We start from the raw sequence: 23,175 nt of genomic DNA, 5'->3' as shown, positions 1-23,175 counted from the left end.
GCCGGACGTCGGGCGGCAGACGGGACTTTGCGGACACGGCCTAGGGCAGGCCGGGCCCTTTCGTCATCGGGGGATCCGCAAGGACTGCTTTAGCCGCCGTACAGACCATCGACCGACCATGACGCTCACGTCTCCTCCGGAAAGGCAGCGTTGACGATGACAACAGAGCTGACCGCACAGGTGTGCGTGGTCGGAGGGGGCCCGGCCGGGCTCACACTGGCCGTGGAGCTCGCCAAACGCTCGGTCTCCGTGGTGGTACTGGAGCAGAGCGGCCACTTCGACCGGTCCTTCCGAGGCGAGTCCGTCTCCCCCGACTCCGTGTGGCTGCTGGACCGGCTCGGCGTCCTGGACCGGCTGGACGGCGCCTACCAGCAGATGCACCGCATGGAGATCGTCGACTCGGGCAGCCGGGTCCTCGGCGCCGACTTCACCCGCTTCCCCTACCCGCACCCCTACCCGGTGGAGATGCCGCAGCCCGCGCTGCTGTCGGCGCTGGCGGGTCTCGGCGAGGAGCACCCCGACCACTTCACCCTCGTACGCCGGGCCACGGCGACGGCACTGGTGCGTGGCGCCGACGGCACCGTGACCGGCGTGCGGGCGCGCACCCCGGACGGTGAAATCACCGTGCACACGCGGCTGACGGTGGCCGCGGACGGCCGGTTCAGCAAGGTGCGCGAGATGTCCGGGCTTGCCTACACCAAGATCCCGCTGGAGCGGGACGTGGTGTGGCTGAAGCTGCCGTTCCCGAAGGAGTGGGACGACCGTACGTACCGGATCCGGATCAGGGGCGACCAGCACGGCCTGTTCATCCCCACGCACCCCGACAGCGTCCGGGTGGGCTTCAACATCCCCAAGGGCGGCCTGAAGGAACTGCGCGCGAAGGGACTGACCGCGCTGTACGAGCGGCTGGACCAGCTCGCGCCGGAGCTGTCGGACGCGGTGCGCTCGGAGATCCGGGCCTGGTCGGACACGTCGATGCTGGACATCTTCACGGCCGTGGTGCCGCAGTGGTCGGCGCCGGGCCTCGTCCTGATGGGCGACTCGGCGCACACCCTGACGCCCATCCTCGGCCAGGGCGTGAACCACGCCATCATCGACGCGGTGACGCTGGCGCCGCTGGTGCAGCGGGCGTTCGCCGAGGGCGGCTCGGTCGCCGCGCTGGGCCGGGCGACGCAGGAGTTCCAGCGCTCGCGCGAGGAGTCGGTGAGCAAGTCCCGCGCGCTCCAGCTGCGCCAGGAGCGGCTGTTCGCCCTGCACGGCATCGGCGGCACGTTCCGCCGCACGCTGTACCGGGTGGTGGACCGCAGCCAGTCCCTGAAGCAGCGGGTCCTGGCCGGCGCCTACTTCCAGCTCCAGAAGCCGGGCCCGCACGCGGTACGCCCCCAGGAACGCACGACGTCCCACGTCTGACCCGCCCTCTCCGACCCGCACCTGCCCCCTCCCACGCGGACGCCCGGCCGTCGCCCCTCGGCCGGGCGTCCGCGTGTCGGTGCCTCACGTGGCCGCCTCGAACGCGCGCGGGAGCAGGATCCGCGCGAGGAGGCGTACCTGGTCGGGGTCGAGCCCGGCCGCTTCGGCGACGTGGTCCCGATGGGCCCACACCTCCTGCCGTAGACCTGGCACGCGCGGAGCGGACAGCTCACCGGGGGCCTCCTCCCGGTTGCTTGTGCCGAGATGTACACGCCAGTTGCTCATGGTGGTCGCACAGGGCGTTGAGGACCCGGGCCAGGCGCCGTGCGTGGCCGGCCGGCCCGCCGTAGCGGGGGCTCGGTTCGACGCGCAGGCGGTCGCGTGCCTCGCCCAGGCAGGCGAGGGCGCAGTAGCGGAGGGTGCTGTTCTCGGGCAGCGCGACCGTGAGGCGTTCCACCTCGGGCATCAGTACGTCGAGGTGACCGCGTAGTGTCGCGGTCAGGGTCTCCAGTTCGGCGCCGGACGGTGCCGGCCCGGCCGGGGCCCCCTTCGAGTCCAGCAGAATGCCGACGGTCTCGCGCATCGTGTTGAGGTCCACGGGCGCAGCCGCGTGGTTCCGGTCGATGGAATCCACCAGCTCACCGCCCGTTTCGACCCGGCACTTCGGGCACGCGCAGGGCGCCCACACGTCGCGGACGGGCAGCACCGCAGCGGGGCGCACATCGACTGTGCCGCGGTCGCTGATGATCCTGCCGTGGCGGTCCACGGTGTAGATGCGGATCGTCATGGTGGGCCTGGGCGAGTCGTGCGCTGCGGCTGCAGCGTTTCCCATGTCGGCGCTCCGTCTCTGTCCTGCTGCGCGGCTGATCGGTTCACGTGGCGTCGCGACAAATGGTGGGGGCACAGACTCCCCACAAGTACCCCAGCGAGGGGTAGTCGCCGTGGACCGGTCAGATCGCCGCGCACCACTCGGCGAAGTTGGTGAGCGCCTCGGAGTCAGCGCGCTTCAGGCGGCGCAGAGTTGCCGCGTCCTCCCGGACCCAGGGATGCTCGCGGGTGTGCTGGGGCGCGATATGGCGGGCGGCCTTGAGGGACTCGAACGCGTCGTCCGCCCGGCCCGACCACAGCTGGGCACGGGCCAGTTCGATGTAGAACCCGGAGCGTCGCTCGGCCGGCAGATCCGCCGGTGGCTCCCACTCGCCGGCCACCTCAAGCGCGCGACCGACGTGCTCGTCCCCGAGACTCACGGCGACGGAGACCTCGTGGATGCGCACCGAGTCGGGGCCGAAGGCGGTGCCGCGGTAGATGTCCTCGTCCACCCGGTCGGCCAGCCTCCGGGCTTCCCCCAGGTGCAGGACGGCGGAGGAAGCGTCACGTGCACGCCCGGCGATCACGGCGGCCCGCATGTGCAGGGCTCCGCGCGCTGCGATCTCCTCGGCCGCACGTGGCCGGGGGGCTGCGTCGATGGCCTGTTCCAGAGTGCGCAGGCCCGCTGTGTGGGCACGGGCCGCTAAGAACGTTTCCGTTCGGACGTAGGCGACAGCCGCGGACAGGACGGGGTCGTCGGCTTCCCGCACAACCCAGCGCATCAGCTCGATGAGCCGCGCCGACAGGTCGCGGGCGCCGAACTTGTAGGCGATGGCGTCCGCGCACCGGTACGCCGTGACCATGAGCGCGGCGAGGTCCGGTTTCTCCGTTTCAGGGCTTCGGTGGAAGGCGCGGGCAAGCTGCGCGAGCAGATCCGGAAGGCTGGCGGCGAGACGCGTGTACTGGGCGGCCAGGCGCCATTCAACGGCCTGGGCGACCGCCCGACGAAGCTCGTGCAGAGGCCGGAGAGGACCGTCGTCGGGGATGTCGTAGGTCGCGATGGCTGCGGAAAGGGCGGGCAACGCGGCACGCACTCGGGTGTGAGCCGGTTCCCGGTCCGCGCGCAACTGCGCGGGTTCGACACCCAGCGCTTCGGCGATCACTTCAAGCGTGGCGTCACTGACACCCCGCTCCCCGCGTTCGACCTTGCGGACTGTTCCGAGGGCGACGCAGGCCGCGTCAGCGAGCTGCTGCTGCGTCATTCGTCTCGACCGGCGGTAGTAGGCGATCCGGCGCCCCATCCCACCGTGCGCAAGTGCAGCCATCATGGCTCCAGTTCGATACGTCCACTCCATACCGTACTGGGGCCGACACGCCGGCGCGCTTCGTGCCGCGATCAGCCGCTGACGATCTCCAGGAGCTGTCCCAGGTCGTCGATACGCCAGTCAGCCGCCGCCGCGACCTCCGGGTCACCCGCCCACAGATGGCCCCAGGGTCCCCGGCGGACATGTGCAACGCGCAGCCCGGCGGCCTTGGCCGGGAACACATCGTTGGCGGGATGATCCCCGACGTACAACGTGCGGTCAGGCGCAGTCTGGGCAATCTCCAGGACCCGCTCGAAGAACGCGGGGGCGGGCTTCGCGACCCCCCAATCACCGGACGTCACGATCACATCAGCGGGTAGATCCAGATCACGCAGCAGTTCACCCGCGCGCACCGTCTGGTTCCCCGCGATGATCACCCGGACGCCCGCCCGTCGCAGCGCGGCCAGTGTGGGGCGGACGTCGTCGTACAGATCGGCTTCGCCCAGGTCCTCACCTCGCCCCGCGGCCTCACGGGCGTGGTATTCGGCGGCCACGTCGACCCCTGGCCGGGCCAGCCGGAGCGCTTCTGCATTGTCGAGGCCCCGGGCAACGACAGCCCCCACGAGGGCTGACAGGGTGTGGCGCGGGACGTTCAACCAGTCGGCCCAGGAGGCCCAGTAGCCGTCGTCACGAGTGATCGTCTCGCCTACGTCGAACACAATGGTCTCAATCACGTGAGGAGCCTAAGGGCCGCCGGGCGCCGCGCGGCGGGGCAAGAGGTCGGCGCCGCCCGGAGTGTCCCGGTGGCGCCGGTCTCGTGTGTCTGGGGGAGTGCGTGCTACGGCATGACGTTCCCGGTCGTCACCACGCAACCGGCAGCCGAGTGAGCCCATGCACCATCATGCCCTCCGTCAGGTGCAGGTTCTCCACGTCCTCCGCCAGCCTCAGCCGGGGGAAGCGGCGGACCAGGGAGCCGATGACGATCTGGAGTTCCGCGCGGGCCAGGGGGGCGCCCAGGCAGAAGTGGGGGCCGTGGCCGAAGGCGACGTGCTGGGGGGCCGAGGGGCGGCCGGGGTGGAAGTCGGCGGGTGAGCCCTCGGGGAAGCGCGCCGGGTCCTGGTTCGCGGAGCAGATCGCGGCGAGGACCGCGCTGCCCTTCGGGATGTGCGTGCCGGCGATCTCGACGTCCTCCAGGGTGACCCGCAGCGGGCCCCCGTCCCCGATGGGGTTGATGCGGAGGAGTTCCTCGACGGCGTGGTCCAGGTGCTCGGGGTGTTCGCGCAGGGCCGCCAGGTGCTCGGGGTGGCGCAGCAGGGTCAGCACGCACTTGCCGATCATGGACACGGTCGTCTCGTGCCCGGCCACGAGCAGCGTGATGCCCATGGTGATCAGCTCGTGCTCGGTGAGCCGCCCCTCCTCGTCGTGCGCGGCGACGAGCGCGCTCATCAGGTCCCCGCCGGGCTCCTCCCGCTTGCGCCGGATCAGCGCCGCCAGGTAGTCGATCATGCCCTTGCGCTGGGCGGCCACCTCCTCGGGGCTGTGCGAGGTGAGCGAGACGAACGCGTCCGACCAACCGCGGAACTTGTCGCGGTCCTCGAAGGGCACGCCGAGCAGTTCACAGATGACCATCACCGGCAGCGGGAAGGCGAGCGCGGTGTTCAGGTCGGCGGGCGCCCCGTGCTGCTCCATCGCGTCGAGGAGCCCGTCGGTCAGCTCCTGGATCCGCGGCCGCAGGTTCTGCACCCGGCGGAAGGTGAACTCCTTCGACACCAGCCTGCGCAGCCGCGTGTGCTCGGGCGGGTCCATGGTGAACAGCCCGCCGGCCAGCGGCGGGGTACGGGTCAGCTGGGGGGCGCCCGGCGCGGTGGTCGCGGCCCGGCTGAAGCGCGCGTCGGACAGGACGGTGTGCACATCGTCGTAGCGGGAGACGACGAAGCCCTCGTCGCCGCTGGGCAGCCGGACGTGCGCGACCGGGCATCGCTGCCTCAACTCGTCGTACACGGGCGGGACTTCGATCGCGGACGGGCGGTGGAAGGGATAGTCCAGGATCGGCCCGGCCTGGACCTCGGTGTCGACTGACTCCATGGGTGCTGCCTCCATACGGAAACGGGTGCGTGGAGCCTGCCAAGCCGCGCTTGTGCCGGGGCAAAGGCGCCTGGTCCGCCGCCGGTTCCGGCTGCTTTTCGCCCGGCTTTAGTACGGCTTCAACGCCCGGTCCTACGCTCCCCGCACACGTGATTCCCGCGTTCCGTTTCGCCACGCGTACCCCGAGCCCCTGCACCCCGTACCCCCTGTACTCCTAGCCCCTGTACTCCGTACCCCCCTGTCCGTTCATCCGTTCTGCCGTCCCCGGACCGCGGCCGTCCCGGCTCTCCGGGCCGGACCGCTGGAGGACTCATGCCGCTCCAAGTCTCCTCGCCCACGACCGAGGCGCCCGCACGGCGCTGGTGGATCCTGGGTGTCGTCTCCGTCGCCCAGTTCGTCATCGCCATCGACTCGGCGATCATCAACGTGATGGGCCCCGAACTCCAGTCGGCCATCGGTCTGTCGACCACCGGCCTGACCTGGGTCATGAACATCTACGTCCTGCTCTTCGGCGGTCTGCTGCTGCTCGGCGGCCGGCTGTCCGACACGATCGGCCGGCGTGAGGTGTTCCTGGCCGGTCTCGGGCTGTTCACGCTCGCCTCGCTGGCCGCCGGTCTCGCCGACTCCGAGGCCGCGCTGCTGACCGCGCGCGCCGCCCAGGGCGTCGGCGCCGCCGCCTTGTCGCCGGCCTCGCTGTCGATCCTGGTGACCGTCTTCCCCGACCCGAAGGAGCGGGCGAAGGCGTTCGGCGTGTGGGGCGCGGTCATCGGCATCGGCGCCAGCGTCGGCACGATCCTCGGCGGCGCCATCGTCAACGTCGACTGGCGCTGGGCCTTCTGGATCAACGTGCCGGTCGGCGTGCTGCTCGCCGCCGCCGCCGTGGCCCTGGTGAAGCTGCCCCGCCCGGCCGGCGACCGGCCCGCGAAGGACCTCGCCGGCGCCGTCACCGGCACCGCGGGCGTCCTGCTGCTGGTGTACGCGATCGTGACCAGCAGCGACGAGGGCTGGACCGACTGGAAGGTGGCCGGTTCGTTCGTCGTCGCCGCCATCCTGCTGGTGACGTTCGTGGCGGTGGAGCGGCGCAGCCCGGCCCCGCTGGTGCCGCTGCGGCTGTTCCGCACCCGGTCCGTGGTCGCGGGCAGCCTGGGCGAGTTCCTGACCGCTGCGATGATGATGCCGATCTTCTTCCTGCTGCCGCTGTGGATGCAGGGCGTCCTCGGCTACAGCCCGCTGCAGACCGGTCTGGCCTACCTGCCGGTGAGCATCGCGCTGCTGGTCCTCGCGCCGATCGCCTCGCAGGTGATCACCAAGACCGGTCCGCGCAGCATGTACCTGGTCGGTACGGTCGCCTTCGTCGGCGTCATCGTGGCGCTGACGCAGCTTCCGGTGCACAAGAGCTACTGGGGCTTCCTGCTGCCGGTGACCGCGGCCTTCGGTGTCGGTCTGGTGCTCTGCCTGATCCCGACGCCCGTCGTCGGCACCTCGCAGGCCACGGACGAGGACTCCGGGTCGACGTCGGCGCTGCTGAACGCCTCCACCCAGCTCGGTGCCGCGTTCGGTATCGCGGTGGCCGTCAGCGTCATGAACAACCGCATGACGGACGTCGCCGCGTCCGGCGCCCACCACGACGTGGCGCTGGTCGAGGGCCTGCAGTCCGGTTTCACCGTGCTGCTGGTCTTCCTGGTCCTCAGCATCGCCAACGGCGTCGTCGGCTTCCGCGGTATCCGCCCGGCAGGGCAGCAGGCCGACGAGGCGGACGCCGACGGCACGTCCGCTGCCGAGGGCGTCGCCGTCAAGGGCGCCCCGGCCGCCGTGGCCGAGCCCGCCGCGCCGACCGGCGTGTGAGCCGGCCCGCCGCGGCCCGTACGTGAGGAGGCCCGCCGTCCCATCCGGGGCGGCGGGCCTCTTCGTGTGCCGTGTGCCGTTGCCGTGGTGCGGGCCGGGCTCGCTCAGCGCTGCCAGCCGTCGGCGGTGCGCAGACCGTAGCCGAGGGAGCGGTCCAGCGCGATGTGCAGCATCCAGGCGAGACCGAAGGTGAAGGGCGCGGCGTTGTCGCCGGGGCCGTCCGCGAGGGCGGCGGGGATCGCCATCACGACGATCGGCACGATCGGCCGGTGCAGCGGGTTGTAGACGCGGACGGTGCCGGCCGGGAGCTGGCCGTGCTGGTGCGGGCCCGAGGCGCCCACGAAGAACGACAGGTCGGGGAGGACGAAGCCGAGCAGGGCCAGCGGGATCACCCAGCCGGCGTGCTTCACCGCCTCGAACACCGTCCAGACGAGCAGGAACGCGGCCAGCAGCCCCCACGCGAGGCGCACGGGCCGGGAGGTGGAGCTGCGGGTGCGACCGGCGGACCGGTGCGCACCGGGGTGGGCGTGGGAGTGGGTGCGGTGTGTCGATGCCATGGACCGGCTCCTTGGGGGTGGCCTGGGAGGGCCCGGACTCCACGGGAGCGTGGGCCCGGGACGCGTGGGCCCCGCACCGTGCCGTCGGCTGCCCGGCACGGCCCGGGGCACACGCGCCTCCAGCCTGGCCACCGGCCCTAAAGCGCCGCCTGGGTGAACTCGCGCCCGGGGCGCGGCGGGTCAGTGCGCCTGACGCGCGCGTTCCTCCGCACCGGGGACACCGGGGACACCGGGGACGCCGGGGACGCCGGGGACGCCGGGGACGACGGAGGCTTCCGGCATACGGCCCTGGAGTCCGCCCCGGTCGAGGCCGCGCGGGTGGGGAGGGGCCACGGCGCGGCCGGCCGCGGCGGGCGGCGGCGTGGTCCCCTGGGCGCCCTCGTCGGGGCCGCGCAGGGCGGCGATCACGACCGACGGGGCGAGCAGCGCGGCCGGGGTCCGGGAGAGCGTGATGATGTCGACCAGCGCCCGGGTCGCGGCCGGGCGGCTGGTCCCGGCGCGCAGGACCCGGTCGCTGTAGCGGCCGAGGACCCTCATCACGGCGAGGGCGGCGCGGCCGGGCCGCATGGTCGCGACGGTGCCGGGGTGCCGGCGCTCGCCGGGCGACGACGTCCCCCAGGCGCCCATGGTGGCCTTGGCTATGTCACGCCGCACGCGCGGGGTGAGCTTGTCGCCGGTGCCGTACCGGGCGAGACCCCGGCGCAGCGCCAGCGTCGCCATCGCGGTGGTGGACGCGCCGTAGCCGTACACCGGGTTGAAGCAGGTCTCCGCCTCGCCGAGCAGGACGAGTCCCTTGGGCACGCGCGGCAGCCACTTCAGGTGGACGCGCCGGTTGACCAGGGACTGCCGGCCGTGCACGGGGCCCAGCGGCTCGGCCCCGGCGAGGAGTTCGACGAGGGCGGGGTCGCGCAGCCGGGCGGCGTACTTCATGAACCCGGCCTCGTCGAGAGGCGGTTCGGTGCCGCGCATGCCGACGAGGGTGGCGATCCAGCGGTCGCCCTCGACGGGCAGCAGGGTGCCGCCCCGGCTGTCGTTGGACGGGTCGGGCTGGATGTGGACGGCCGGGCGGCCCGCCGCGATGTGGGGGGCGAGGCGGAACGTCCGGGTGGCGTAGGCGATCCCGCCGTCCAGGGAGTCCACGGGAACGGGCGGCAGGCCCAGTTCGCTGATCCGCCGGGTGACGCCCTTGCCCCGGCCGGTGGCGTCGACGACGATCTGCGCGTCCAGCCGGCGCATCCGTCCGGTGGCCCGGTCGCGGACCACGGCACCGGTCAGGACGTAGGCGTCTCCGGTGAGGGAGACGGCCTCGGTGTTCTCCAGCACGGTGATGTTGTCCTGGCCGAGGGTGCGCCCGCGCACCACGCGCCGCGCGAGGTCGCGGCTGCACGTGATCACGAAGCCCCCCTCGCAGCCGTGCGCCAGCCAGCCCCTGAGAGTGAGGACGGCCATGTCGGTGGTCATGCCGAGCCGGTGGGCGCCGGCCGCGACCAGCTCGTCCAGGATGCCGGGGTGCAGCCGCTCCAGCGCGCGGGCGCCCGCGGCGTGCAGCATGAGCGCGGGTTCGTCCGGCGCGGGGCCGGCCCCGGGCCCGTGGCGGTGGCCGCGGTCGACCACGGTCACGGAGTCGACGTACGGGGCCAGTTCGTACGCCGCGAGCGCGCCCGCGAGTCCGCCGCCGAGGACGAGTGCGGTACGCCCCTTCGGGGACGTCGGGTTCGGAGATGCCATGGTCGGTTCCTCTCACCTGTGATGCGGATGGTGCGCGAGGCGGGCGGGATCATCAGGTGGGGGGCATCTCGGGGGCCTCGCGGTTCTAGTGGCTACGCACAGCCGGACGTCCCCGCGGGTAAGGAGTACGCCGGTCGCGGACGGCGACGGCTCATCGCTCCTCCCCCAGCCGGGCGAGAACGACCAGGGCGAGCCGGGCCGGTCCGGTCCGCCCCGCGCACCCGCCGAGCGGTCGCCGTACGACGGGTACGGTCACGCCCGCGTCGTTCAGCTCGCGGACCAGGGCCGCGCCGATGCCGCCGGCCGGGGCCGCGTCCTCCACGGTGACGACCAGCCGGTGCGCGGCGGCCAGCCGGGTCAGCGCCGGGTCGACCGGTGTCACCCAGCGGGGGTCGGCCACGGTGACGCCGACGCCGTCGGCCTCCAGCAGCCGTGCCGCCTCCAGGCACAGCGGCGCCAGCGTGCCCACGGAGACGACGAGGACGTCCTGCCCGGTCCCCCGGTGCAGCACGTCGACGCCACCGTCGTACGCCACGGCCTCGATGTCGGGCCCGGCGACCCCGGCGGGCACCCGCACCGCGGCCGGCGCGTCCTGCGTCTCCAGGGCCTGCCGCAGCAGGGCGCGCAGCCGGGCGGCGTCACGCGGCGCGGCGAGCCGCAGCCCGGGCACGGACTCCAGCAGCGCGAGGTCCGCCCCACCGGGACCGGAACCCTCCTCCTCCGGCCCGGAGCCCTCCTCGGACTCGGTGACCGCGAGGACGACCCCCCGGCGGTGCCGGGCCAGGCCGGGCAGTTGTCCGAGGATCCGGGCGAGACCGCCCGACGGCAGGGCGACGACGGGGTGCAGCCCGCCGGCGGCGAGTCCGGCCGCGCAGGGGACGGCGTGCTGTCCGGCACGGCCGAGGTCGACGAGCCGCTCGGGATACGTCCCGGCGAACGGACCGAGGCCGACGGCCGCGAGCGCCCCGGCCGCGACGGCGACGACATCGGGGCGATCGGCCCCTGCCTTGACCATCTCCTCGGCGAAGACGGAGGCCCAGGACGGAGGCGGGGGCATGGCACCCGCCGCCGCCCCGGTGCCGCCGCCGGTGGCCCCAGCGGACCCGAGCCGCGCACGTGCACGGGACGGAAGACCGCCCTCCGCGACACGCGTCCGCCCTCCCGTGGCCCGCGTCAGACAGTGCACGACGACCGGTCCCCCGGCCGCCTTCGCCCCCCGCAGCGCCTCCTCCAGCTCCGCCACGCTGTGTCCGTCGACAGGCCCGGCATACGTCAGCCCCGGCCCGTTCAAGGCCCTCTGAGGGGTGATCAGGCCACCGAGCCCCTTCCGCGCCCCGAGCGACGCGCTGTGCAGCACGCCGTGCAGCGCCCCGTGCAGCGGCCCGCCCACGATCGGCGCCCGCCGCAGGATCTCGCCGCCCGCGTCGAGGAACCGCGCGTACCCACGGGCCGCGCCCGGAGCGCCCCCGGGACCGGCGAGGACCCGCCGGTCGTCGACGACGACCACGACCAGCCGCGTCCGGCCCCCGGCCACGATGCCGTCCAGGGCCTCCCCGGCGGCACCGCCGGCCAGCGCCTCGGCGCCGGCGACCACGACGACATGCCGGTCGTCACGCCCGGCGGCCCGCAGGGCGCGCGCCAGCCCGTCGGCATGACACAGAGCCGCGGGAACCGTGTACCCGCCATATCCGCCATACGTGCCATACGCGTCGTACGCGCCGTGCTCCCGGGCGGAGTCCCCCCACCCCACGAGCAGCCGGTGCGCCGCCGCCCGCCCCGCGCTGTCCCACAACAGCGCGTCGCTCGACGGGTCGAAGACCCGGTGCAGCGCCAGGGTCAGCTCGACCGCGCCGGAACCCGCGTCCGCCCCCGGCCCCGAGGCACGCAGCGCGTCCCGCAGCTCGGCGGCGAGAGCGGGCATCCGGGCGGGCTCCAGGAGACGGACGTCCCGCGGTCCGGGCAGGCTGGCGGGCAGGCCGGGCCCCGGTGTGCCGGACGTTCTGCGGGACGGGCGGGAACGCTCGTTCAAGGCGCACCTCCTGCGGGGGCGGAAGGCCGGCCCCGCCGGGGCGGCGGTCAGGTCGGCACGTCGACGGGGGACCGTGGTCCGCCCGCTCCTTCCGGGTGGCTCAATGTCCCACCCGGAAGGAGACCGGAAGCAGTGAGGAGCGCCGTCCTCTCACCGTGAATCCGTCACGCCCGGACCCGGACCCGGGGCAGGCGGTCGGCCCGGTGTCAGGCGGCCACCGGCACGCGCACGTACTGCCGTGTCGTCACGGCGAGTTCACGCAGGAACTCGTCCTCGTGCGCGCGGACGAAGAAGTGGCCGCCCGGCATGGTCCGCACCTCGCAGCCGCGCCCCGCGTGCCGCCGCCAGGACAGCACCTCCGGCACGGTCACCAGCCGGTCGCGCCGCCCCGCGAACAGGTGCAGCGGCACCCGCAGCGGCTCGGTGTCGGGCCCGGCGGTGTACCCGGTGCACAGCATCAGGTCGTCGCGGGCGACGGGCAGCAGCGCGGAGAGGAAGTCGGGGTGGTTCAGCAGCACCTGGGGTATGCCGCCGAGCGCGGCGAGGGAGGCGATCAGCTCCTCGTCGCTGGCGCCGGGTTCGGCGATCCGCGGGGCGGGCAGGTGCGGGGCGCGGTAGGCGCTGAGGACGACCGCGAGCGGCAGGGCGGCGCCGCGCCGCTGGCGGCGCCAGGCCAGCGCGTACGCGATGAGGGCGCCCATGCTGTGCCCGTAGAAGATGTGCGGCCGCCGCAGCTGCTCGTCGAGCTGGTCGTCCATGTCCTCCACGAGCGCCCACAGGTCGGTGAACCGGGGCTCTCCGATGCGCCCTTCACGGCCGGGCAGCTGGATGGGCAGGACCTGCACGCCGGCCCCGTGCGCGTCGAGGGAGCGCTGCCAGCGCCCGTAGGCGGAGGCCCCTCCGCCCGCGTACGGGAAGCAGAACAGCGGGATCGTGTCGTCGGAGTCGTCGGTGACACTCCGGGCCAGGTATCGCGTCATCTCGTTCCGCCTCGGATCGTCCAGCGTGAGGAACCGGCCGGAACCGCCGCTCAGCACGGCGAGCGGAGGCCTGTCGGCCCGGCGGCGCACCGCCCGCGCCGCGCACGGGCTACGCGGGGAGTGGCATCACCGGGGCGGAAGGAGACCGTCGCCTCGAAAGGAACGGATCCGGCCGGTACGCGTTCACACTGCCGGGAGTGGCTAAAGGACGACCAAACCTGTGTCGACGTCCGCCAGATGGGTGTCGAGGCGGGGGTCGGAGGAGAGAATGGCCTGGTGCAGGCGTTGCAGCCGCGCCGACGGCTCGATGCCGAGTTCGCGCGCGCAGGTGGCGCGCAGCCGCCGGAAGGCCTCCAGAGCCTGCCAGGACCGGCCATTGCGGTAGAGCGCGACCATCAGCAGGGCGTGCAGGTTCTCCTGGAAGGGGAACCGCTCGGCCAGCGAGGCCAGTTCGCCGAGGATCTCGGCGTGCCGGCCCAGGCGCAGGTCGGCCGTCATCCGCGCCTCCAGCACCTCCTGGCGTGCCTCGTCCAGCCGCAGCGCCTCGGCCCGCAGTACGGGACCGGTGCGTACGTCCGCGAAGACCGGGCCGCGCCACACGCCGAGCGCCCGCCGCAGCAGCCGGGCGGCCGCCTCGGGGTCGTCGTCGCCGTGCCCGGCGGCGCGCAGGCCCGCCTGGCGCAGGCCGCTCTCCGCCAGCCGGGCGAAGTCCTCGGTCTCGATCGCGGGCGCGGGCACGTCCAGCGTGTATCCGGTGTGGCCGCGCCGCAGCAGTTCCTTGGGTTCGGGCGCGCCGCACGGCACGTCGACGGCGCCGGCCAGGGCGCGGCGCAGCTGCTTCACGTACGTCTGCACGACCTGGGCGGGTCCGGTGGGCGGCCGGTCGTCCCACAGCTCCTCCACCAGGGTGGCCATGCCGACCTCGCGCCCGGCGTTGACGGCCAGCAGCGCGAGCATCTGCCGTGGTTTGGCCGCGGTGGGCACCACGGACGTGCCGGCCACCTGCACCACGAGCGGTCCGAGAACCCCGATCTGCATGGCTGCCCCCTTTTCTCCATCAGGACGTTCGCACGGCGGGGCGGTGCCGCTCCACCCACCCGGTCACGTACCGGGGGATGAAAGCGGCCCCCCGCGCATGTGAATTCCTCACACCCGGGGGCGCGGGGTCACACGGGTGGCGTGACCTGGAGGCCGACCTGCCGGGCGAGTCCCGTGCAGGCGTGGCGGAAGAACTCCTCGCGCGCGGACACGACGTTGTCGAACTGGCCGAAGACCTCGAAGCCGACCAGCCCGAAGAGCTGCGCCCACGCGGCGACCAGGGCCGCCATGCGGGCGGCGCCGAGTCCGGGTGCGTACTGCGCGGTCAGCCGCTCGGCGTCGGCGGCGACCCCGGCCGGCAGGGCGTCGGCCGGCGGCTCGGTCAGCTCGCCGGCCGCGTCGGCGTCGCGGACGACGCGGATGAGGGTGACGCCGACGCGGGCGGCGGAGACGACGGTGTCCTCGGGGGCCGCGTAGCCCGCGATGGGCGAGCCGTAGATCAGGGCGTACTCGTGCGGGTGGGCCAGCGCCCAGCCGCGCACCGCACCGCACACGGCCGTCCAGCGCTCGGCCGGCGCGGCGTCCGCGGTGGCGTCCAGGGCGTGTTCGGCGGCCTCGCCGAGGGCGTCGTAGGCGTCGCGGATCAGCGCGGTGAGCAGTTCGTCTCGGCTGGAGAAGTAGCGGTAGACGGCGGAGGAGACCATGCCCAGCTCCCGGGCGAGGGCCCGCACCGACAGCTGGGAGGCGTCGGTGGCGGCGAGCTGGCGCCGGGCCTCCTCCTTGATGCTCGCGGTGATCTCGTCCCGCGCCCGCTCCCGGGCGGTCCTGCTGGCTCCCATGACGCAAGCATGTCACCTTGCAGATCACCTTGAAGGAACACGACGGAACCCGAGGGAACGACGGTCAGGAACAAGCCCGTCGGGACAGGCCGTCCGAACAGCTCTGTTCGAAAAGGCCTGTTCAAAAAGGGTGATCCGCGCATCGTCGCCGTGACCCGCCCGAAGCGTCCGCGTTGAACGGGAAGTGCGGCGGCGCGACCTGCCGCCGCGCTCCCCTAGTCAGAAGGAGAACGTGATGTCTCGCATCGCGAAGGCAGCCGCCGTCACGCTCGGTACGGGCGCCATGGTGCTCGGCGGGGCCGGCCTGGCCCTGGCGGACGCGGGCGCCCAGGGTGACGCCATCGGCTCCCCCGGTGTGCTGTCGGGCAACGTCGTCCAGGTTCCGGTCCACATCCCGGTCAACGTGTGCGGCAACACCGTGAACATCATCGGTCTGCTGAACCCGGCGTTCGGCAACACCTGCGTCAACGACGGCGGCGGCCTGCACCACGGCGGCTACGGCAACTGACGTTCCGCCCCATCGCCCCAGGCAGGAGCCCCGGTACCTCGAGCACCGGGGCTCTTCCCCTGCCGGACGCGGGTCAGACGTAGCGGTAGATGCCGCTGACGTCCTCCAGTTCCCGCGGGGTGACGTCCCAGGGCGGCATCTTCTCGTGCCGGGCGATGATCCGCCCGTGCTGCATGCTGCCGAGGCCCGGCGGCTCCTCCGGCAGGTAGCGGGCGCCGCGGTGCAGTCGCTGCCAGCGCGTCCACTGCAGGTCGACGAAGGCGTGGTGGAGCCAGAAGACGGGGTCGTTGACGGAGGCCCCGCCGAGCATCGCCCCGCCGACCCAGCGGTGCACCCGGTTGTGGTTGCGCCAGGAGGCGCTGCCCCGCCCGGTGCCCCACCCCTCCAGCCTGTTGCGGAACCCCCGCGTCACCGTGGAGTCCCAGGGCGAGACGTCGTACACGGCGTCGTTCAGCGCCCCGTCCAGCTCGCTCCTGGTCGGCAGCTCGATCGGGTCGCGGGCGCGCCCGAGGTCCCGGGTGAGGAACCGCCCGTCGGTCACGCCCTCCCGGATCGTCCACCGGCCCTCGGCGTAGGCGAACGGCCCGGTCATCACCTGCTGGTCGGAGCGGCGGCCGTTCCCGCCGAGCAGGTCCTTCGTCCAGGGCACCGAGGTCGCCGTGCGGTCCCGGGTCCAGTCCCAGTACGGCACGGTCACCGAGTCGTCGACCCGGCGCAGCGCCCGCTCCAGCTCCAGCAGGAACCGGCGGTGCCAGGGCAGGAAGGACGGCGCCATGTGGGCCGTCCGCAGGCCGTTCTCGCCGTCGGAGGTGTAGAACTCGATGTGCGTGCGCACGAACTCGTCGTACTCGCCGCGCCGTTTGACCTCCAGCATCGCGTTGACGAACCGCCGCCGCTCCGCGGCGGTCAGCGTGCTGACGTCCTTACGCGTGTACGCCATGGTCTCCCCCCGTGTGGTGATGTCCCCCGTGTCCCCCGTGTCCCCCGTGCGCCATCTCCCGCTCCCGCAGCTGTTCGCCGGGGCCGAGCGCGTCGACGGCGGCCCGCGCGGCCTCCAGCGGGGTGGCGTAGGAGCCGTAGTGGTCGACGACGCTCAGCCAGGTGCCGTCGGCGCGGCGCATCAGGTGCAGCGGGCGGCCGTCCACGGTGACCTGCCACTGCTCGGGGTCGTAGGCGCGCGCCCCGGGCACGGGCGTGCCCTGGATACGGCGGCCGTGGTACGTCTCGTCGAAGGCACCGCCGCCGCTGCCGCCGTCGTCCGCGGCGCCGGTGTCCGTCGACCGGGACGCCACGACGACCGGGGTGAGGGCGAGGGCGAGCGCCGGGGCGATCAGCCCGCGCAGCATCTCCCTGCGGGTGCCGCCGCCGGGCGCCGGTCTCGCGGGCCCCGCCTCCGTCTGCGCTCCGCCCATCGCCACGTCGCCGACGCCTGTGACCATGCTGTACTCCTCGTCGCTGTGCTGGATGCCGCTCTCGGGGAAGTCGCCCGTAGCGGTAACCGCCCGGGGGCGCGGGGGGTCACCCCGGCCCGCCCGTACGGCCCCCAGGGCGCACGAGGGCCGCGGGTCCGGCGGCCGTCCTGCGCCGGGCCCGCGGCCCTTTCGTACGGGTCGGGTCAGAGCCCGGAGCCCAGGCCCAGGTCCGCGCCCGGCACCGTCTGGAGCACCGGCGTGATCACGCCGGCCTGCGGCAGCTTCGGCTCGGGCAGCCCGAAGTTGTCCGGGTTGGGCGGGGTGAGCGGGGCGTCCAGGTTCAGGCCGGGGCCGAGGGCGCGCAGGTCGGAGGCGGGGGCGTCGAGGGCGAGGTGGTCGAAGTCGTCGCCGAGGAGGTGCGGCACGGGCGTGCGCATGTCGAGGCCGGGCGTTCCGGCGCCGACCGGCAGCTGCGGCAGGGCCCGCTCGGGGAGGAGACGGCCCTCGACGTAGCGCGGGCCCTCGGGCGCGCCCGGGATCGGCAGCGGCACCTCGCCGCCCAGCTTCGGCAGTTCCATGTGGAGGGACTGCTCGACGCCCTGCAGCGGCACCGGCACGGGGACGGCGCGGGCCGCGGCCGCGGGGGTCGCCGCGGCGGCGGCACCGGCCGCGGCGGCCACGCCCGTGAGCACGGCGGCGAGGGTTCCTCGGGTGGTCGACTTCATCTCGGGTACGGGCCCTTTCGCAGATTCGGCAGCTTGGCGTGCGTAGCGAGTAACGAGCCGGAAAACCGCGTCAGCGCACAATTCCCCCGAGTGCAGCAGTAGTCATTTGTCAGCTCGTCCAGAAGTCCCACCATCGGGTCAGCACGAGCATGCCGACGACGCCGATGTGCAGCACCGGCAGCACCCACGTGAACTCGTCGAAGAACGCCCGTACGAAGCGCGGCGCCGGCAGGAATCCGTGCCGCACGTTCACCGAGGTGACGTACCAGAACAGCAGGATCGTGGCGACCCAGGCGAGACAGCACCACAGGCACAGGGCGTTGATCCGGTACAGCGACTCGAACTGCAGCCAGGAGACGAAGCCGACGCCGAACAGGCAGCCGGCCCAGAAGGTCAGCCAGTACCAGCGGGGGAAGACGGCGCCGGTCAGCAGGCTCACGCCGACGCAGACGACGATGCCGTAGGCGACCAGCCCCATCATCGGGTTGGGGAACCCGAACGCGGAGGCCTGGTCGCTCTTCATCACGCTGCCGCAGGACACCACCGGGTTCAGACTGCACCCAGGGGTGAAGTGGGGGTCTTCCAGCAGCTTGAACTTGTCGAGGGTGATGACCCAGGACGCCAGCAGCCCGGCCGCGCCGGTGAGCACCAGCAGCAGCGCCAGGGCCCGGCCGCCGCCCGCGCCGGACGCCCGCGGCGGCGTCCGGTCCGCCGTGCGGTCGGCCATCAGGAGCGCGGGCCGCGCGCCGGAAGGACCAGGTGTGCCGCGGCGGCCAGGGTCTCCTCGGCGCCGGCGAACGCGGCGAGCGCCTCCGGGGTGACCTGCCGGCCCGGCACGGCCTCCGGCCACGGGCGGCAGGTGAACACGAGGTAGGCGTGGCCGCGCCGGCGGACCGCCGTGAGCCACTCCTGCGGAGGGCTGCACCGGGCGTTGAGGTGGGGCAGGGTGACGACGGCCGTGTCGCCCTCGACCCGCAGGGCCACCGGCAGGTCCGGCTCGGCGGCGCCGTCGACCAGGTCGCCGCCGACGGGCAGGCCGTGGTCGCGGAGCAGCCGCTCGATGGCGGCGGTGGTGGTGGCCGGGCCGCCCTCGGCGTCGCCGAGGGAGTAGGCGAGCAGGTAGGGCATGTCGCTGCCGTCGGGGGCCTCGCCGCTCCACGGCATCACGACCAGGGTGCCCAGGCCGGCGATGTCGAAGGGCAGGGGTGCGTGTGCGGTTGAGGTCACCGCGCGACCTTATCGACGGGGCGGCGCGCGGCCCGGGCCCCGCTCACCCGACCGGATGACGCCCGCGGGGCCGTCCACACGAACGAGGGACACGGCGCGCGCCGCCCGGTGACAGCGCCGGGGGCCGGTCCCGCCCGCGTGCGGTACCGGCCCCGGAGTCCTGCGGCGGCCTCAGCCCTGCAGGGGCAGCCCGCCCAGCAGGTCCTTGTGCTGGTTGAGCGTGCCGGTCGCGCCCTTGACCGTGCTGAGCACGGAGTCCTTGTTCTCGGTGTCGAGGGCGTCCGACTGGTGCCGGAGCGGCATGACGTCGATGGGGCCCTTGGTGAGCGAGTTCACGGCGCCGTTGAGGCTGGTGGGCGTGAGGTCGGCGGTGTTGTACGCGAACGCGGGCGCGGCGGCACCGGCGAGCGCGATGGACCCGGCAACGACAGCGGCAGCCTTCAGGGACTTCATCGGGTTCCTTTCTTCGGCGACTCACGTCGCCTCAGCAAACTCTGACGCCGTGCCCAACGAGTCATGCCGGGTGCGGAAACCCCGTGTGCGGAAAATTCCGGGCGGGGCCGGCCGGCGGGTCAGGACGCCGGCACGTCCGGCAGCGCGGCCAGGCCGGCCAGGTCAGGTGCGGGCAGTCCGCCGGCGACCAGGACGGCGGCGGTGAGGTCGACGAGGCCTTTCACGACGCCGCTCGCCGCGGGCGCCACCTTGGCGGCGTCGCCGGAGGCGGTGGCCTGCGTGAGGGCGTCGACTGCCTTCCGCAGGGCGGCGAGCGCGTCGGCTCTGAGGTCGTCGGCCGGTGCTGCTGACCGTTTGCCGGGGGTGCCGGCGGCTCTGCCGGGGGCTGCGGGCAGGGCGGGCAGCGCCGCCGTGGCCGGGGCGGGCAGCGTCGAGGCGGCCGGGGCGGGCAGCGTCGAGGGGACCGGGGCGGGCAGGGTGGTGGCGGCCGGGGCCGGCAGCGTGGTGGCGGGTGTCGCCGCCGGTGTCTGCGGCGCGGTCCCGGTGAGCCGGCCGAGGACCTGCTGGACCGCGTCGGTGAGCCGGGTCGCCTGGTCGGCGGAGAGTTGGCCGTCGTCGGCCTTGAGGACGGAGTCGAGCAACCGGGTGACCGGGGTGAGCACGCTGCCGAGCGCGCCCAGGCCGCCGGCCTGCGCGAGGAGCGCGTCCGCGCCGGGGACGGGCGTACGCGACGCCGCGCTGGTGCGCTCAGCGGCCCCGTCGGCCGCCACGGCGGCGGGGGCGGCGAGCGCGAGGGCGAGGGCGGCGCACAGTGCGGTGGAGGCGATACGCCGAACGGGCAGACCACGCATGAGGGTTCCTCTCGGGGGGTGGGCCGGGTCTCGCCGCCCACCGTGCGAGCGGCCCTCCCGCCACGCAACCGTTCGAACCCATTCGGGGGAGGGTCCCGTCGGGGCCCAGGGGTGTCCCGGAAAACAGCGGACCGGCCGCCCTCCCCGGGGGAGGGCGGCCGGTCGCGGACCGCGGACGCGTCAGTGGTTGACGCAGGTGTTGCCGAAGGCCGGGTTCAGCAGGCCGATGATGTCCACGGTGTTGCCGCACACGTTGACCGGGATGTGGATCGGAACCTGGACGACGTTGCCCGACAGCACGCCCGGGCTGTGGGCGGCGGCGGCCTGCGCGCCGGAGTCGGCGGCGGCGATGCCCGCGCCACCGGCAACGGCCGCGACGGCCGCGGTGGTCAGGACCAGACCCTTCGCAATACGCGACATGGAGAGGTGCTCCTTGGAAATTGACGCAAACACCTGGGCGGGATGCCCGGCGTTGTGTCAACGCGCTGCGCCCTTCCAAGTTGTGCCGCCAAAGGGGTGATTGGCCGACAGGCCGGGCTTCACCATTCCGACACACTTGACCGGTTTCTCCGGATTAGTACGGAAAGCGGCTACAGTGGCGGACCACCCGGGACCGCTTCCCGAAAGGCCTCCCAGAGCGGTGGTGACCAGCTGACCTCCCGGCTCGTTTGCCAGCCGGACGCGGCGCGCCGGCGCGCTCTTCGCCGCCGACGGCGTGCGACAGGCGCGCTCCCGCCCCGTCCCGAGCGCCCCCGTGAGCGAGGAAACCGCGCAATGCACCAGTCAGCAACCGACCCTCCGCCCCGGGTCCTGCACATCGCCCAGCCCGTGGACGGCGGTGTCGCCCGCGTCGTGACGGACCTCGTGCGGGCCCAGCTGGCCACCGGCCTGCGGGTCGCGGTGGCCTGCCCCGACAGTCCCCTCGCCACGGACCTGCGGCGACTCGGCGCGGACGTACGGCCCTGGCGGGCGACCCGTTCGCCGGGCCCCTCCCTGGCCGGTGAGGTCCGGCGGCTCGCGGGGATCGTCGCGGACGTACGGCCGGACCTGGTGCACGCGCACAGCGCGAAGGCGGGGCTCGCCGGGCGGCTCGCGGTACGGGGCCGGATCCCGACCGTGTTCCAGCCGCACGCCTGGTCGTTCGAGGCGGTCGGCGGCCCCACCGCCGCCCTCGCCCTCGCCTGGGAGCGGCGCGGGGCACGCTGGGCGGCGCGCACGGTGTGCGTCAGCGAGGCGGAGCGCGTGCGGGGCGTGCGCTCCGGGATCGCCGGGTCCTGGTCCGTGATCCCCAACGGCATCGACCCCGCCCGCTTCTCCCCCGCTCCCGCCGACGCCGCACGCGCCGCCCTGCTGCCGGACGGCGATCCCGCCGCGCCGCTGGTGGTGTGCGTGGGCCGGCTGTGCCGGCAGAAGGGGCAGGACGTCCTGCTGGCCGCGTGGGAGACGGTCCTGCGGCGGTCGCCTGACGCCCGGCTGGTGCTGGTCGGCGACGGCCCGGACCGGGAGCGGCTGCGCGCGCGGACGCCCGGCCCGGTGCTGTTCGCCGGGGCCGTCGCCGACCCCGTGCCCTGGTACCGGGCGGCCGATCTGGTGGTGCTGCCCTCGCGGTGGGAGGGCATGGCGCTGGCGCCGCTGGAGGCGATGGGCTGCGGGCGGCCGGTGGTGGTGACGGACGTCGACGGCGCCCGCGAGAGCCTGCCGGACGACCTCGCCGCGCACTGCCTGGTGCCGCCCGGGGACCCGGCCGCGCTCGCCTCGGCCGTCGCCGCCCTGCTCGCCGACCCGCCGCTGCGCGCGGCCCTCGGGCACCGGGCCCGCCGGCACGTCCTGTCCACGCACGACGTGCGGCATACGGCCGAGGCCGTCGCGGGCGTCTACCGCGACCTGCTCGGCGGCCGGTTCCCGGCGCCCGCCGCGCCCACCGTGCCCTCCGAGTACAGGGAGTCAGTCCACTCGTGACCGCGGAAAGCACCGTCCCCTCACCCGGCACCACGCCGTGGGACCCCGCCTCCTCGCCCGTCTCCGTCCTGCCGCGGCACACCGGCGGCTTCCGGTTCCCCGTACGCAGACCGCCCGCGCGCCCCGCCTCCCCACTGCCCCTGCTGGCCGCCGACGGCATCGCGGCGCTGGTGGGCGCGCTGGCGTTCAGCGGCGGCCAGCGGCGCCCGCTGGTCGTCGCCGCCCTGGTCACCGTGACCCTGCTGCTGCGCCCGCACCGGCAGCGGCCCGTCACCGGCGTCCTGGACGAACTGCCCGCCGTGTGCGCGCGGATCACGGTCGGCTGGCTGGCCCTGGCCGCCCTGGTCGCGGCGTACCGGCCCGGCCACGCGCTCACCGCGCGCACCCTGCTGCTCGGCGTGGCCCTGCAGTGCGCCGCCGCCCTCACCGGCCGCGCGCTCGTGCACTGGCGGCGGCGCACCGCGCTGCTGCGCCGGCCCCGCCCCGCGCTGGTCGTCGGCCCGGCGGGGACCGCGCAGCGGGTCGCCGCGGCCCTGCTGCGGCATCCCCGGTGCGGGGTACGGCCGGTGGGCGTGGTGGCCGACCGGCCGGACGGCAGCGGCGGCCTGCCGGTGCTGACCACCGGCGCGGAGGTGCAGCGGGCGCTGATCCAGAACGGGGTGCGGGACGTGCTGACCGTGCACCCGTCGGTGCGGACCCAACGCGGGCCGCTGCTGCGGGCGATGGCCCAGTCGGGATGCACGGTGTGGGAGGTCGACGCGGACTGCCCGTCGTACCCCTCGCACGAGCAGCTCGCCGGGTTCTCCTGCCGCCGCCTGGAGATGGGCGCGCGGCGGCCCGGCAGCCTCGGCAAGCGGGCGCTGGACGTGGCCGTGTCCGGGACGCTGCTGCTGCTGGTCAGCCCGGTGCTGCTGGTGTGCGCGGCGGTGCTGCGGATCACCGGCGGGCCCGGTGTGGTGTTCCGGCAGGAGCGCATCGGCAAGGACGGCCGCCCCTTCACGCTGCTGAAGTTCCGCACCCACCGCCCGGTCGACGCGCACGAGGCCGCGACCCGGTGGAGCGTGGCCGACGAGCGGCAGATGCCGTGGTTCTGCCGCTTCCTGCGGCGCACCTCCCTGGACGAGCTGCTCCAGCTGTGGAACGTGTTCTGGGGCGACATGAGCCTGGTCGGACCGCGCCCCGAACGCCCGTACTTCGTCGCCCAGTTCAGCCAGACCTACCCCGGCTACGCGGCCCGCCACCGGATGCGGGCCGGCATCACCGGCCTCGCCCAGGTCAACGGGCTGCGCGGCGACACCTCCATCGAGGACCGGGCCCGCTTCGACAACGCCTACATCGACAACTGGTCGCTGTGGCAGGACGTCTGCATCCTGCTGCGCACCGCCGCCGCGCTCGTGCGCCCGACGGGGAGCTGACAC

The 23,175-nt window shown here is 74.1% G+C and carries 24 protein-coding genes; 5 read left to right on the top strand and 19 right to left on the bottom strand.

Features of this window, described 5'->3' with window-relative positions; translation table 11 throughout:
* Positions 1-156 precede the first annotated feature (156 nt).
* Positions 157-1,410 carry an FAD-dependent oxidoreductase gene (locus IE308_RS20610; protein WP_190219062.1) on the top strand — a complete coding sequence of 418 codons (1,254 nt, stop codon included), beginning with the start codon at positions 157-159 and terminating at the stop codon, positions 1,408-1,410.
* Positions 1,411-1,494: 84 nt separating this feature from the next.
* Here the strand turns inward: IE308_RS20610 and IE308_RS37250 are convergent, their stop codons facing one another.
* From IE308_RS37250 to IE308_RS20590, 5 genes are all read right to left on the bottom strand, one after another.
* Complete coding sequence (locus tag IE308_RS37250; protein ID WP_268256485.1) at positions 1,495-1,623, bottom strand: hypothetical protein; 129 nt, start codon at positions 1,621-1,623, stop codon at positions 1,495-1,497.
* 16 nt (positions 1,624-1,639) lie between these two features.
* Entirely contained in the window at positions 1,640-2,242 is a 603-nt protein-coding gene (locus tag IE308_RS20605; protein ID WP_190219061.1) for a DUF6415 family natural product biosynthesis protein, read from the bottom strand.
* 118 nt (positions 2,243-2,360) lie between these two features.
* Entirely contained in the window at positions 2,361-3,518 is a 1,158-nt protein-coding gene (locus tag IE308_RS20600) for a helix-turn-helix domain-containing protein (RefSeq protein ID WP_268256490.1), read from the bottom strand.
* 95 nt (positions 3,519-3,613) lie between these two features.
* The gene (locus IE308_RS20595; RefSeq protein WP_190219060.1) at positions 3,614-4,255 is read right to left on the bottom strand and encodes an HAD family hydrolase; all 642 of its coding nucleotides are present in this window, start codon (positions 4,253-4,255) and stop codon (positions 3,614-3,616) included.
* A gap of 127 nt (positions 4,256-4,382) precedes the next feature.
* Positions 4,383-5,606 (bottom strand): cytochrome P450, encoded by a 1,224-nt coding sequence (locus tag IE308_RS20590; RefSeq protein WP_190219059.1) that lies wholly within the window; start codon positions 5,604-5,606, stop codon positions 4,383-4,385.
* A 312-nt stretch (positions 5,607-5,918) separates the two neighbouring features.
* On the opposite strand from IE308_RS20590, the gene IE308_RS20585 reads away from it, so the two are divergent.
* The gene (locus IE308_RS20585) at positions 5,919-7,451 is read left to right on the top strand and encodes an MFS transporter (protein WP_190219058.1); all 1,533 of its coding nucleotides are present in this window, start codon (positions 5,919-5,921) and stop codon (positions 7,449-7,451) included.
* A gap of 104 nt (positions 7,452-7,555) precedes the next feature.
* Here IE308_RS20585 and IE308_RS20580 read toward each other — a convergent pair whose 3' ends face one another.
* The 6 genes from IE308_RS20580 to IE308_RS20555 all read right to left on the bottom strand — a co-directional run bounded on the left by IE308_RS20580 (position 7,556) and on the right by IE308_RS20555 (position 14,622).
* Positions 7,556-8,008, bottom strand: coding sequence for a DUF4260 family protein (locus IE308_RS20580; protein ID WP_190219057.1), 453 nt, complete (start codon positions 8,006-8,008; stop codon positions 7,556-7,558).
* A gap of 180 nt (positions 8,009-8,188) precedes the next feature.
* On the bottom strand, positions 8,189-9,736 hold the full coding sequence (locus IE308_RS20575) for an FAD-dependent monooxygenase (protein ID WP_190219056.1): 1,548 nt from the start codon (positions 9,734-9,736) through the stop codon (positions 8,189-8,191).
* A 151-nt stretch (positions 9,737-9,887) separates the two neighbouring features.
* Positions 9,888-11,765 (bottom strand): 1-deoxy-D-xylulose-5-phosphate synthase N-terminal domain-containing protein, encoded by a 1,878-nt coding sequence (locus tag IE308_RS20570; RefSeq protein WP_190219055.1) that lies wholly within the window; start codon positions 11,763-11,765, stop codon positions 9,888-9,890.
* Between the two features lie 206 nt (positions 11,766-11,971).
* Positions 11,972-12,745, bottom strand: a complete 774-nt coding sequence (locus IE308_RS20565; RefSeq protein ID WP_229908972.1) for a thioesterase II family protein — start codon at positions 12,743-12,745, stop codon at positions 11,972-11,974.
* Positions 12,746-12,946: 201 nt separating this feature from the next.
* On the bottom strand, positions 12,947-13,783 hold the full coding sequence (locus IE308_RS20560; RefSeq protein ID WP_190219054.1) for an AfsR/SARP family transcriptional regulator: 837 nt from the start codon (positions 13,781-13,783) through the stop codon (positions 12,947-12,949).
* 128 nt (positions 13,784-13,911) lie between these two features.
* Positions 13,912-14,622, bottom strand: coding sequence for a TetR/AcrR family transcriptional regulator (locus IE308_RS20555; protein ID WP_190219053.1), 711 nt, complete (start codon positions 14,620-14,622; stop codon positions 13,912-13,914).
* A gap of 235 nt (positions 14,623-14,857) precedes the next feature.
* Between IE308_RS20555 and IE308_RS20550 the strand changes: the two genes are divergently transcribed.
* Positions 14,858-15,130: a chaplin gene (locus tag IE308_RS20550; RefSeq protein ID WP_190219052.1), complete on the top strand. Its 273-nt coding sequence runs from the start codon at positions 14,858-14,860 to the stop codon at positions 15,128-15,130.
* A gap of 73 nt (positions 15,131-15,203) precedes the next feature.
* On the opposite strand, the gene IE308_RS20545 is transcribed toward IE308_RS20550, so the two are convergent.
* The 8 genes from IE308_RS20545 to chpG form a co-directional block, all read right to left on the bottom strand.
* Positions 15,204-16,070 (bottom strand): tyrosinase family protein, encoded by an 867-nt coding sequence (locus IE308_RS20545; protein WP_190219051.1) that lies wholly within the window; start codon positions 16,068-16,070, stop codon positions 15,204-15,206.
* Entirely contained in the window at positions 16,054-16,569 is a 516-nt protein-coding gene (locus tag IE308_RS20540; RefSeq protein WP_190219050.1) for a tyrosinase family oxidase copper chaperone, read from the bottom strand. Before IE308_RS20540 ends, IE308_RS20545 begins: the two co-directional genes overlap by 17 nt.
* Positions 16,570-16,745: 176 nt before the next feature.
* On the bottom strand, positions 16,746-17,267 hold the full coding sequence (locus IE308_RS20535; protein ID WP_190219049.1) for a hypothetical protein: 522 nt from the start codon (positions 17,265-17,267) through the stop codon (positions 16,746-16,748).
* Positions 17,268-17,376: 109 nt separating this feature from the next.
* Complete coding sequence (locus tag IE308_RS20530) at positions 17,377-17,994, bottom strand: vitamin K epoxide reductase family protein (protein ID WP_190219048.1); 618 nt, start codon at positions 17,992-17,994, stop codon at positions 17,377-17,379.
* Complete coding sequence (locus IE308_RS20525; RefSeq protein WP_190219047.1) at positions 17,994-18,494, bottom strand: DUF5949 family protein; 501 nt, start codon at positions 18,492-18,494, stop codon at positions 17,994-17,996. Before IE308_RS20525 ends, IE308_RS20530 begins: the two co-directional genes overlap by 1 nt.
* 171 nt (positions 18,495-18,665) lie before the next feature.
* The gene (locus IE308_RS20520; RefSeq protein ID WP_190219046.1) at positions 18,666-18,947 is read right to left on the bottom strand and encodes a hypothetical protein; all 282 of its coding nucleotides are present in this window, start codon (positions 18,945-18,947) and stop codon (positions 18,666-18,668) included.
* 119 nt (positions 18,948-19,066) lie between these two features.
* Positions 19,067-19,798, bottom strand: a complete 732-nt coding sequence (locus IE308_RS20515) for a hypothetical protein (RefSeq protein WP_190219045.1) — start codon at positions 19,796-19,798, stop codon at positions 19,067-19,069.
* Between the two features lie 180 nt (positions 19,799-19,978).
* Complete coding sequence (gene chpG, locus IE308_RS20510; protein ID WP_190219044.1) at positions 19,979-20,218, bottom strand: chaplin ChpG; 240 nt, start codon at positions 20,216-20,218, stop codon at positions 19,979-19,981.
* 354 nt (positions 20,219-20,572) lie between these two features.
* On the opposite strand from chpG, the gene IE308_RS20505 reads away from it, so the two are divergent.
* Both IE308_RS20505 and IE308_RS20500 read left to right on the top strand, forming a co-directional pair.
* Entirely contained in the window at positions 20,573-21,757 is a 1,185-nt protein-coding gene (locus tag IE308_RS20505; RefSeq protein ID WP_190219043.1) for a glycosyltransferase, read from the top strand.
* A complete protein-coding gene (locus IE308_RS20500) occupies positions 21,754-23,172 on the top strand; it encodes an exopolysaccharide biosynthesis polyprenyl glycosylphosphotransferase (RefSeq protein WP_190219042.1) in 1,419 nt (472 codons plus the stop codon). The genes IE308_RS20505 and IE308_RS20500 overlap by 4 nt, the downstream gene beginning before the upstream one ends.
* The last annotated feature ends 3 nt before the right edge of the window (positions 23,173-23,175 follow it).

Source organism: Streptomyces griseosporeus, assembly GCF_014656055.1.
Lineage (GTDB): Bacteria > Actinomycetota > Actinomycetes > Streptomycetales > Streptomycetaceae > Streptomyces > Streptomyces griseosporeus.
The sequence above is the reverse complement of the archived record's forward strand: the minus strand, read 5'-3'. Positions and strand labels throughout refer to the sequence as shown.

Excerpts from the sequence above, each read along its gene's own strand:
- IE308_RS20600 (WP_268256490.1), bottom strand. The coding sequence starts at position 3,518 with ATGGGGCGCCGGATCGCCTACTACCGCCGGTCGAGACGAATGACGCAG.
- IE308_RS20560 (WP_190219054.1), bottom strand. The coding sequence starts at position 13,783 with ATGCAGATCGGGGTTCTCGGACCGCTCGTGGTGCAGGTGGCCGGCACG.
- IE308_RS20585 (WP_190219058.1), top strand. The coding sequence starts at position 5,919 with ATGCCGCTCCAAGTCTCCTCGCCCACGACCGAGGCGCCCGCACGGCGC.
- IE308_RS20610 (WP_190219062.1), top strand. The coding sequence starts at position 157 with ATGACAACAGAGCTGACCGCACAGGTGTGCGTGGTCGGAGGGGGCCCG.
- IE308_RS20605 (WP_190219061.1), bottom strand. The coding sequence starts at position 2,242 with ATGGGAAACGCTGCAGCCGCAGCGCACGACTCGCCCAGGCCCACCATG.
- IE308_RS20590 (WP_190219059.1), bottom strand. The coding sequence starts at position 5,606 with ATGGAGTCAGTCGACACCGAGGTCCAGGCCGGGCCGATCCTGGACTAT.
- IE308_RS20520 (WP_190219046.1), bottom strand. The coding sequence starts at position 18,947 with ATGAAGTCCCTGAAGGCTGCCGCTGTCGTTGCCGGGTCCATCGCGCTC.
- IE308_RS20505 (WP_190219043.1), top strand. The coding sequence starts at position 20,573 with ATGCACCAGTCAGCAACCGACCCTCCGCCCCGGGTCCTGCACATCGCC.
- IE308_RS20580 (WP_190219057.1), bottom strand. The coding sequence starts at position 8,008 with ATGGCATCGACACACCGCACCCACTCCCACGCCCACCCCGGTGCGCAC.
- IE308_RS20535 (WP_190219049.1), bottom strand. The coding sequence starts at position 17,267 with ATGAAGTCGACCACCCGAGGAACCCTCGCCGCCGTGCTCACGGGCGTG.
- chpG (WP_190219044.1), bottom strand. The coding sequence starts at position 20,218 with ATGTCGCGTATTGCGAAGGGTCTGGTCCTGACCACCGCGGCCGTCGCG.
- IE308_RS20515 (WP_190219045.1), bottom strand. The coding sequence starts at position 19,798 with ATGCGTGGTCTGCCCGTTCGGCGTATCGCCTCCACCGCACTGTGCGCC.
- IE308_RS20540 (WP_190219050.1), bottom strand. The coding sequence starts at position 16,569 with ATGGTCACAGGCGTCGGCGACGTGGCGATGGGCGGAGCGCAGACGGAG.
- IE308_RS20545 (WP_190219051.1), bottom strand. The coding sequence starts at position 16,070 with ATGGCGTACACGCGTAAGGACGTCAGCACGCTGACCGCCGCGGAGCGG.
- IE308_RS20575 (WP_190219056.1), bottom strand. The coding sequence starts at position 9,736 with ATGGCATCTCCGAACCCGACGTCCCCGAAGGGGCGTACCGCACTCGTC.
- IE308_RS20555 (WP_190219053.1), bottom strand. The coding sequence starts at position 14,622 with ATGGGAGCCAGCAGGACCGCCCGGGAGCGGGCGCGGGACGAGATCACC.
- IE308_RS20565 (WP_229908972.1), bottom strand. The coding sequence starts at position 12,745 with ATGACGCGATACCTGGCCCGGAGTGTCACCGACGACTCCGACGACACG.
- IE308_RS20550 (WP_190219052.1), top strand. The coding sequence starts at position 14,858 with ATGTCTCGCATCGCGAAGGCAGCCGCCGTCACGCTCGGTACGGGCGCC.
- IE308_RS20530 (WP_190219048.1), bottom strand. The coding sequence starts at position 17,994 with ATGGCCGACCGCACGGCGGACCGGACGCCGCCGCGGGCGTCCGGCGCG.